The 9,248-nt window shown below is 67.6% G+C and carries 9 protein-coding genes; 6 read left to right on the top strand and 3 right to left on the bottom strand.

Annotation, left to right across the window (positions count from 1 at the left end):
- Window positions 1-191: 191 nt before the first annotated feature.
- The 5 genes from PMI12_RS25790 to PMI12_RS25770 all read left to right on the top strand — a co-directional run bounded on the left by PMI12_RS25790 (window position 192) and on the right by PMI12_RS25770 (window position 5,455).
- Window positions 192-1,013, top strand: a complete 822-nt coding sequence (locus PMI12_RS25790) for an ABC transporter permease (protein ID WP_007838459.1) — start codon at window positions 192-194, stop codon at window positions 1,011-1,013.
- 13 nt (window positions 1,014-1,026) lie between these two features.
- Window positions 1,027-1,827, top strand: coding sequence for an ABC transporter permease (locus PMI12_RS25785; RefSeq protein WP_007838457.1), 801 nt, complete (start codon window positions 1,027-1,029; stop codon window positions 1,825-1,827).
- Complete coding sequence (locus PMI12_RS25780) at window positions 1,817-2,878, top strand: ABC transporter ATP-binding protein (RefSeq protein WP_007838455.1); 1,062 nt, start codon at window positions 1,817-1,819, stop codon at window positions 2,876-2,878. Before PMI12_RS25785 ends, PMI12_RS25780 begins: the two co-directional genes overlap by 11 nt.
- Window positions 2,875-3,729 (top strand): phosphodiesterase, encoded by an 855-nt coding sequence (locus PMI12_RS25775; protein ID WP_007838454.1) that lies wholly within the window; start codon window positions 2,875-2,877, stop codon window positions 3,727-3,729. Before PMI12_RS25780 ends, PMI12_RS25775 begins: the two co-directional genes overlap by 4 nt.
- Before the next feature lie 64 nt (window positions 3,730-3,793).
- Window positions 3,794-5,455, top strand: a complete 1,662-nt coding sequence (locus tag PMI12_RS25770; protein WP_007838452.1) for a Na/Pi cotransporter family protein — start codon at window positions 3,794-3,796, stop codon at window positions 5,453-5,455.
- A gap of 6 nt (window positions 5,456-5,461) precedes the next feature.
- Here PMI12_RS25770 and PMI12_RS25765 read toward each other — a convergent pair whose 3' ends face one another.
- From PMI12_RS25765 to PMI12_RS25755, 3 genes are all read right to left on the bottom strand, one after another.
- On the bottom strand, window positions 5,462-6,457 hold the full coding sequence (locus PMI12_RS25765; protein ID WP_007838449.1) for a bile acid:sodium symporter family protein: 996 nt from the start codon (window positions 6,455-6,457) through the stop codon (window positions 5,462-5,464).
- A gap of 180 nt (window positions 6,458-6,637) precedes the next feature.
- Window positions 6,638-7,039 carry a response regulator gene (locus PMI12_RS25760; RefSeq protein ID WP_007838447.1) on the bottom strand — a complete coding sequence of 134 codons (402 nt, stop codon included), beginning with the start codon at window positions 7,037-7,039 and terminating at the stop codon, window positions 6,638-6,640.
- Window positions 7,040-7,148: 109 nt separating this feature from the next.
- The gene (locus PMI12_RS25755; RefSeq protein ID WP_042674383.1) at window positions 7,149-8,132 is read right to left on the bottom strand and encodes a quinone oxidoreductase family protein; all 984 of its coding nucleotides are present in this window, start codon (window positions 8,130-8,132) and stop codon (window positions 7,149-7,151) included.
- 108 nt (window positions 8,133-8,240) lie between these two features.
- Here PMI12_RS25755 and PMI12_RS25750 point away from each other — a divergent pair, with 108 nt between their 5' ends.
- On the top strand, window positions 8,241-9,149 hold the full coding sequence (locus PMI12_RS25750) for a DMT family transporter (RefSeq protein ID WP_042674381.1): 909 nt from the start codon (window positions 8,241-8,243) through the stop codon (window positions 9,147-9,149).
- Window positions 9,150-9,248: the final 99 nt, after the last annotated feature.

Below are 9,248 nucleotides of genomic sequence, written 5' to 3'. Positions count from 1 at the left end.
TCCAGCAGAGCGGTTGAACTGCCTGCACAAGCAGAGCGCCCATCGTGCACAGGGCACCGGGTGCTCCCCGCAGCGAAATAAAGGAGGAGCCGAAGGCGGGGGACATTCGCGGAGGGGAGTACCCGGTGGCCTGTGCACGCGCCCTGAACGTTCTGTCCCGCAACCCAAACAACCCACGATGAAGAACTGAGATGAAGTCCGACACCTCCTGGACCCCACGCTGGCGCCTGCTGGCCTGCGTGGCACCCGCGGCCGCCTTCTTCGCGGCCTTCTGGCTGCTGCCGGTCGTGCGTCTTCTCACGCTGCCCGCCGACAAGGGCTGGTCCACCTACTTCGCGGTGCTGACCGACGCGCGCTACCTCACGAGCATGGCCAACACCGTTGCGCTCTCGGTGGTCGTGACGCTGGCCACGCTGGTGCTGGGCGCGGCCGTGGGCATCTACCTCGCGCGCCATGCCTTCGTCGGCAAGCGCGTGCTGCTTTCGCTGCTCACGCTGCCGCTTTCGTTCCCGGGCGTGATCATCGGCTTCTTCGTGATCCTGCTCGGCGGGCGCCAAGGCGTGGTGGCCGACCTCAGCGACAGCCTGTTCGGCGAACGCATTACCTTCGCCTACGGCCTGCTCGGGCTGTTCCTCGCGTACCTGTACTTCTCGCTGCCGCGCGCCATCGCGACCTACGCGGCAGCGGCCGAATCGATGAACACGCAGCTCGAAGAAGCCGCGCGTTCGCTCGGCGCCTCGCGGCTTCGCGTCGCGCGCGACGTGTGGATGCCCGAGCTTGCACCCACCACGCTGGCCTGCGGCGCCATCCTCTTCGCCACCTCGATGGGCGCCTTCGGCACGGCCTTCACGCTGGCCAGCAAGTTCGAGGTGATCCCGATCACCATCTACAACGAGTTCACCAACTATGCCAACTTCGCGCTTGCCGCGTCGCTGTCGATCTCGCTGGGCATCGTGACCTGGCTGGTGCTGTTCGTGGCGCGCCGCTTTGGCGCGAATCCCGTCGCACGCTGAGGGCCCACGCACCATGCGAACCAACACCCAGGCCAAAGCGCCCTTCCTGCTTGCCGTCACGGTCATCGTGAGCCTTTTCATGATCGCGCCGATGCTGCTGTCGGTGATGGCGGGCCTCGTCAACAACTACAGCATGGGCCTCAAGAGCGGCCTCACGCTGCGCTGGCTCGGCGAGGTGTGGGAGAACTACGGCGGCACCGTCGGCTGGTCGCTCACGCTGGCCGTGGCCTGCGTCATCGGCACCGTGCTGCTGGGCGTGCCCTGTGCCTATGCGCTGGCACGCAGCCGCTCGCGCGTGGCGCGCATCTTCGAGGAGCTGCTGACGCTGCCGGTCGCGGTGCCGGGCCTTGCGACGGCGCTCGCGTTGATCCTTGCCTATGGCCAGCTCACTGCCTTCCGCCAGAGCTTCGCCTTCATCCTCGTGGGCCACATGGTGTTCACGCTGCCGTTCATGGTGCGCACCGTGAGCTCGGCCTTCCAGCGCGACGACCTGCTCGCGCTCGAGGAGGCCGCGCGCTCGCTGGGTGCGAACTTCCGCCAGCGATTCATGGGCATCCTCGTACCCGCGGTGTTCCCGGCCATCGTGGCCGGCAGCCTGATGGTGTTCACGCTGTCGGTGGGCGAGTTCAACCTCACGTGGATGCTGCACACGCCGCTCACGCGCACGCTGCCCGTGGGCCTGGCCGACAGCTATGCCTCGATGCGCATCGAGATCGGATCGGCCTACACGCTGGTCTTCTTCGCCGTCATTCTTCCGGTGCTGTGGGCTCTGCAGTACCTTGCCAACCTGATGCAGAAACGCCATGGAACTTGAACGCATTCCCATCGACATCGCCAACTGTGCGAAGACCTACGCCGACGGCACGCGCGGCCTGCAGCCCACCGACTTGCAAGTGGAAGCCGGCGAAGTGCTGGCGCTGCTCGGCCCCTCGGGCTGCGGCAAGACCACGCTGCTGCGGCTGATCGCCGGCCTGGAATCGCCCGACGCGGGCAGCCGCATCGTGTTCGGCGGGCAGGACGTCACGCAGCGCCCGGTCGAGCACCGCGGTGTTGGCATGGTGTTCCAGAGCTATGCGCTCTTTCCGCAGATGACGGTCGCGGCCAACATCGGCTACGGGCTGCGCATTCGCGGCGTGGCGCCCGATGAAGAAAAGCGCAGCGTCGGCGAGCTGGTCGACCTCGTGCGCCTCGGCGGACTGGAGAACAAGCGCCCCGCCGAGCTTTCCGGCGGCCAGCGCCAGCGCGTGGCCCTGGCGCGCGCAGTGGCCGTGCGCCCGCGCGTGCTGCTGCTCGACGAGCCGCTGGCAGCGCTCGACGCCAAGCTCAAGGAGTCGCTGCGCGACGAACTGGCCGAACTGCTGCGCCGCCTGCACATCACGGCCATCCACGTCACGCACGACCAGCAGGAGGCGCTGGCCATTGCCGATCGCCTCGCCGTGATGCGCGCCGGACGCATCGTGCAGGTGGGTCGCGGCGAAGACCTCTACCGTGCGCCCGCACACCCCTTCGTCGCCGAGTTCCTCGGCCGGGTCAACCGGCTGGAACGCGAGGCCGACGCCATCGCACAAGGCGTTGTCCGACTCGGAGGGTCAGCCCTGCCCTGCCCGTCGGCGTGGCGGGGCCATGCGACGCTGCTCGTGCGGCCCGAAGACATCGAGGTCGGTGCGCCCCTGCCAGGCTGGGGCGCCGCCACCGTCGAACGCCGTACCTTCCTCGGCGACCGCGTGCAGTTGCACCTGCGTGTTCAAGACCAGCCGGTGCTGATGGCCGACGTAGGGCGCGACAATCCGTTCGGACCGGGCGACGCGGTGGGCCTGCGCATCCACCCCGACCGCCTGATGACGTCGCAGGAGACCAGCGCATGACGACAACAGCAGAGAACACCTTCCTGGTCCAGCTGACCGACCTGCACATCCGCGAGCCGGGCCGGCTGGCCTATGGCCGCATCGACACCGCGCCGTACCTCGAGCGCGCCGTGCAGTCGGTGCTGGCGCTGCGCCAGCAGCCCGATGCCGTGGTCATCACCGGCGACCTGACCGACTTCGGCCGCGCCGCCGAATACGAACATCTGGCGCGGCTGCTGGCCCCGCTGACCATGCCGGTCTACCTGATGCCAGGCAACCACGACGACCGCGACCAGTTGCGCCGCAGCTTTCCCGGCCACGCCTATCTCGGCACGGGTGCCGACACCGACGGCTTCATCCAGTATTCGGTGCGCGTCGGCGACCTTCGCTTGCTCACGCTCGACACCTGCGTGCCCGGCGCCAGCCATGGCTCGCTGTGCGAGAAGCGCCTGGGTTGGCTCGAAGCGCAGCTGGACGCCTGCCGCGGCGAGCCCGTGGTGGTCGCCATGCACCACCCGCCCTTCGAAACGCTGATCGGCCACATGGACGAGATCGGCCTGCTGCAGGGCGCCGACGCGCTCGAGGCACTGCTCTCACGCCACCCGAACGTCGAACGCGTGATCTGCGGCCACCTGCACCGGGCCATCGACGTGCGCTTCGGCGGCACCATTGCCTCGACCTCTCCGGCTCCGGCCCATCAGGTCTGTCTCGACCTCGCACCCGACGCCGAATCGGCCTGGACACTGGAGCCGCCTTCTTTCAGGGTGCACGCCTGGTCCGCTCGCGGACGCCGGCTGGTCACCCACCTGGCGGCCTCCGGCAGCTTCGAAGGGCCATATCCTTTCCACGACAACGGAGCCCTGATCGACTGAAGCGCCCGCTTGTGGAAAATGGGGGCGAAACGAACCAAAACGAAAAGGACAGAACCCGCCCCCCATGAAGCATCTCCTGAATCTGCTGGCGGCCGTGGCCCTGCTGGTGTGGGGTACGCACCTGGTCCGCACCGGTGTGCTGCGTGTGTTTGGCGCCAACCTGCGCAAGATCCTCGTCCAGAGCATGCGCAACCGCTTCACGGCCGCCCTCTCGGGCATCGGCGTGACGGCGCTGGTGCAATCAAGCACCGCCACCTCGCTCATGACCTCGTCCTTCGTCGGGCAGGGCCTGGTCACGCTGCCGGCGGCGCTGGCGGTGATGCGGGGCGCAGACGTGGGCACGGCGCTGATCTCGGTGCTGTTCTCGGCGGACCTGTCCTGGCTCTCGCCGATGTTCATCTTCGTGGGCGTGGTGCTGTTCATCAGCCGCTCGGCCTCCATGGCGGGGCGCATCGGCCGCGTGCTGATCGGGCTCGGGCTGATGCTGCTGGCGCTGCAGCTGGTGGTGGAGGCTACCGAGCCGCTGTTCTCCTCGCCGGCCGTGCGCGCACTGCTCGCGTCGATCAGCAGCGACGTGCTGCTCGAGATCACCGTCGGCGCGGTGCTGGCCATCGTGGCCTATTCGAGCCTCGCGGTGGTGCTGCTGGTCGCGGCCATGGCCACGTCGAACGTGGTGCCGCTGGACGTAGCGCTCGGCCTGGTGCTCGGCGCCAACCTCGGCAGCGGCCTGCTGGCGGTGCTGACCACGGCCAAGTCGGCCGTGTCGGTGCGGCAGGTGACGGTGGGCAACCTGCTGTTCAAGGCGCTGGGCGTGGCCATCGTCGCCCCCTTCATCGGACTGTGGATCCGCTACGTGCAGCCGGAGCTGCCGAACCAGACGCATGGCGTGGTGCTGTTCCACCTGGCGTTCAACGTAGTGATCAGCGTGGGGTTCATCGGCCTCACGCAATGGGTCGCCAGGCTGGTGACGCGCATCCTGCCGGTGCCGCAACAGCCGGCCGGCACCACGCGGCCGCACCACCTCGATCCTTCGGCGCTGTCGACGCCGTCGCTCGCCATCTCCAATGCGGCGCGCGAAGCCCTGCACCAGGCCGACATCGTGGAGACCATGCTGATCGGCACGCTCGACGTGATCCGCCACAACGACCTGCGGCTGGCCCAGGAGCTGCGGCAGCTCGACGACACGGTGGACCAGCTGTACTCGGCCATCAAGTACTACATGACCCGCATCTCGCGCGAGGCGCTGGGCGAGGAGGAAAGCCGGCGCTGGACCGACATCATCAGCTTCACGATCAACATGGAACAGATCGGCGACATCATCGAGCGCGTAATCATCGATGTGGAAGACAAGAAGATCAAACCGCAGCGCAACTTCTCGCAGGCCGGCATGGCGGAGATCGTCGAGCTGCACGGGCGGCTGGTAGCCAACCTGCGGCTGAGCATGAGCGTGTTCCTGAACGGCAACGTGCGGGACGCGCAGAAGCTCCTGGAAGAGAAGGTGCGCTTTCGCGACCTGGAGCGGGCCTATGCGACGACCCACCTCGACCGGCTGTCGGACCGCACCACGCTGAGCATCGAGACGAGCTCGCTGCACATCGACCTGATCAGCGACCTGAAGCGCATCAACTCGCACATCTGCTCGATCGCGTATCCGATCCTGGAATCGGCCGGGGCGCTGGCGCCCAGCCGGCTCAGGGAATCGCGGCTCGGGAAGATCGAGGGGTAGCGCCTCTTACTCGGCGGTCTTCAACAGGGCCGCCTCGCGCCCGCGCCGCGCGTACCGCTGCGCCAGCACGGCGCACACCATGAGCTGCATCTGGTGGAACAGCATCAGCGGCAGCACGATCGCGCCCACCGCGTGAGAGGCGAACAGCACCTTGGCCATGGGTATCCCGCTGGCCAGGCTCTTCTTGGAGCCGCAGAACACGATCGTGATCTCGTCTTCCGTGTCGAAACCCAGCTTGCGCGCCAGCAGGGTCGTGAGGCTCAGCGCCAGCCCCAGCACCACCGCGCACACCACCAGCAGCCCGACCAGCGCATGGGCAGGCACCTGCTTCCACAGGCCCTCGATCACGGCCGCGCTGAACGCCGTGTAGACGACCAGCAGGATCGAGCCCTGGTCGACGAATTTCAGCACTGCGGCACGGCGCTGTATCCACTTGCCGATCCACGGCCGCAGCAGGTGCCCCAGCACGAACGGGGCCATCAGCTGCAGCAGGATGCGGCCGATCGAATCCAGCGACGAGCTCGCATGGCCACCATTCGGCAACACCACGAGATTGACCAGCACCGGCGTGATGAACACGCCCAGCAGGGTGGACGCCGATGCGCTGCAGATGGCGGCGGGCATGTTGCCCCGCGCCATGGCCGTGAAGGCAATCGCCGATTGCACCGTGGCGGGCAGCACGCAGAGATAGAGCACGCCGGTGTAGAGCCCTGGCGTCACCAGTGGCGACAGCAGCGGCTTGAGCGCCAGCCCGAGCACGGGAAACAGCACGAAGGTGCTGCCGAACACCAGCAGGTGCAGCCGCCAGTGCATGAGGCCGTTCATGATCGCCTCGCGCGACAGCTTGGCACCGTGCAGGAAGAACAGCAGGCCGATGGCAGCGCTCGTGAGCAGCTCGAAGAGATGCCCCAGCTTCCCGCTCGCGGGCAGCAGGCTGGCAAGGGTCACCACCGAGAGCAGCGCGAAGGTGAAGTTGTCGGGAAGGAAGCGGGAGCGGGACATGGATGGAACCTGGGCGCCGCACGCCGCAAGCGCGCAGGCCGACTCAGCAAGGGAATGTGTGATTTCCGCGCATGAATCTCGTCGCCACTTCGCGGAGCCCGGCGCGTGCTCCTCGCGCCCTGGGCGCAATTTTCGACGAAGCCCGGCATCGCTGCCGGCCGGCGAAAGAATGCCCCTGCCTCAGTGTGCGGCCGGTGAACTGAACTGCGCCTGACGTCGGCGCAGGCAATAGTCCATCAGGTCCTCGATCTCGGTGACCTTGTCGAAAACGGCATCGGCACCGAGCAGGGCGCATCTGCGCCGCATGTCGGGCGTGGCGAAGTTGCTGAGCACCACGATCTTCTGCGCCGGCCCGCGGTGACGGCACGCCTCGAGCACACGAAAGCCTGTGCCGTCCTTCAGGAACAGGTCGACGATGGCCAGGTCCCATTCCGACAGGTTGCATGAAAGCCAGCGCGAGCCCTCCTCTTCCGACTCTGCTTCGCCCACAGGATCGACCCGGGCGACCTCGCGCAGCGCGCCCATGAGGTTCTTGCGGATGGTGGGGTTGTCTTCCACGATGAAAGTGCGAACGGTGGTCATGAAGGCTTGCCTCTGCGCTGTGCTCACAGCCTACAAACTGCACCCGGCACAAGTCGAAGGTATGACACCGCACGCCGGGTAGGACAAGGCGCCCCTCGCGCCCGTGGATTCAGAGCGTCAGGATCGTGCAGCCGGTGGTCTTGCGCGCTTCCAGGTCGCGGTGCGCCTGCTGCACGTCGGCCAGTGCATAGCGCTGTCCGATCGGAATCTTCACCGCGCCGCTGCGCACCACCGCGAACAGGTCGTCGGCCATCGCCTGCGTGCTTTCGCGCGTGGCCATGTGCGTGAACAGCGTCGGCCGCGTCACGTAGAGCGAGCCCTTGGACGCCAGCGTGCCGAGGTTGATCGGAGGCACCGGGCCCGAGCCGTTGCCGAACACCGCCAGCAGGCCGAAGGGGCGCAGGCTGTCGATCGAGCCTTCGTAGGTGTCCTTGCCGACCGAGTCGTATGCCACCTTCACGCCCTTGCCGCCGGTGATCTCCTTCACGCGCGCCGCGAAGTTCTCGGTGCTGTAGTTGATGGCATGCGCCGCGCCATGTTCGAGCGCGAGCTTGCACTTGGCGTCGCTGCCGGCCGTGCCGATGAGCTGCAGGCCGAGCGCCCTGGCCCACTGGCAGGCGATGAGGCCGACGCCGCCGGCCGCCGCGTGGAACAGGATGAAATCACCGGCCTGCAGGCCTTCGGCCGGCAGCGTCTTCTTCAGCAGGTACTGCGTGGTCAGGCCCTTGAGCATCATGGCCGCACCGGTCTCGAAGGAGATGTCGTCGGGCAGCTTGCACACGCACTTGGCGGGCATCACGCGCAACTCGCAGTAGGCGCCGGGCGGCGGGCTGGCATAGGCTGCGCGGTCGCCAGGCTTCAGGTGCGTCACGCCCTCGCCCACCGCCTCGACGATGCCCGAGGCTTCCATGCCCAGCTGCAGCGGCATCTGGAACGGGTAGAGCCCGCTGCGCTGGTAGGTGTCGATGAAGTTCAGGCCCACGGCCTTGTGGCGGATGCGGATCTCGCCGGGGCCGGGTTCGCCGACTTCCACGTCGACGATCTTCAGTTCTTCGGGGCCGCCATGGCGGTCGATACGGACAGCTTTGCTCATCATCGTTGCAGTCTCCACGCACAGGAAAAGAAGAGGGAGGGGCATCCTGCCATGTTTGGGTTTCCCGTGGCGGCGCGGGACATCATTGCCCGGGTAGAGTCGGCCGCCATGCAGACACAGCACCGGCGCCTTGCCCCCTCCACCGTCCTCCTGCTTGTCGTTCCTCCGCTGCTCTGGGCCGGCAATGCCGTGGTCGGCCGGCTGGTGCGAGAACTGGTTTCGCCGCTCACGCTGAACTTCGTGCGCTGGGTCGTCGCGTTCGCTCTCCTGCTGCCGCTGGCCACACCGGTGCTGCGTCGCGGCAGCCCGGTGTGGGCGCACTGGAAGCGCTACGCCGTGCTCGGGCTGCTCGGCATCGGCCTGTACAACGCCTTCCAGTACCTCGCGCTGCAGACCTCCACGCCCATCAACGTCACGCTGGTCGGCTCCAGCCTGCCGCTGTGGATGCTCGCGGTGGGCACGCTGTTCTTCGGCGCACGCGTCAGCACCCGCGAGATATTCGGCGCGCTGCTGTCGATGGCGGGCGTGCTGCTGGTGCTCAGCCGCGGCGAGTGGCGACAGCTGCTCGGTCTGCGGCTGGTGCCGGGCGACCTCTACATGATCCTGGGCACCATCGCCTGGGCCTTCTACAGCTGGCTGCTGGCACGCACGAACGAGCCGAGGGCCCTGCGGCAGGACTGGGCCGCGTTCCTGATGGCACAGCTGGTGTTCGGCCTCGCGTGGTCGGGCGCGCTGGCCGTCGGCGAATGGACGATGACGCCCGCCCACATCGACCTGGGCTGGCCGCTCGCTGCTGCGATGCTGTTTATCGGCATCGGCCCCGCGGTGGTGGCCTACCGCTGCTGGGGCACCGGCGTGCAGCGCGCGGGTCCACAGGCGGCGAGCATCTTCCTGAACCTCACGCCGCTGTTCGCGGCAGTGCTTTCGGCAGCCTTCCTGCGCGAGCCGCCGCACTGGTACCACGGCGCGGCGTTCCTGCTAATCGTGGCCGGGATCGCGGTGTCGTCACGGCGCTGATTCAACAACGCCCTCTTCAAGCGAACACCGCGGAACCGGCTTTGCCGGGCCGCTGGTGTTGCCCCCGGTAGGGGGTGGGAGTAGCGACACGAAGTGCGC

This window comes from Variovorax sp. CF313, from assembly GCF_000282635.1.
Taxonomy (GTDB): Bacteria; Pseudomonadota; Gammaproteobacteria; order Burkholderiales; family Burkholderiaceae_C; genus Variovorax.
This window is presented reverse-complemented; position numbering and strand designations above follow the sequence as displayed.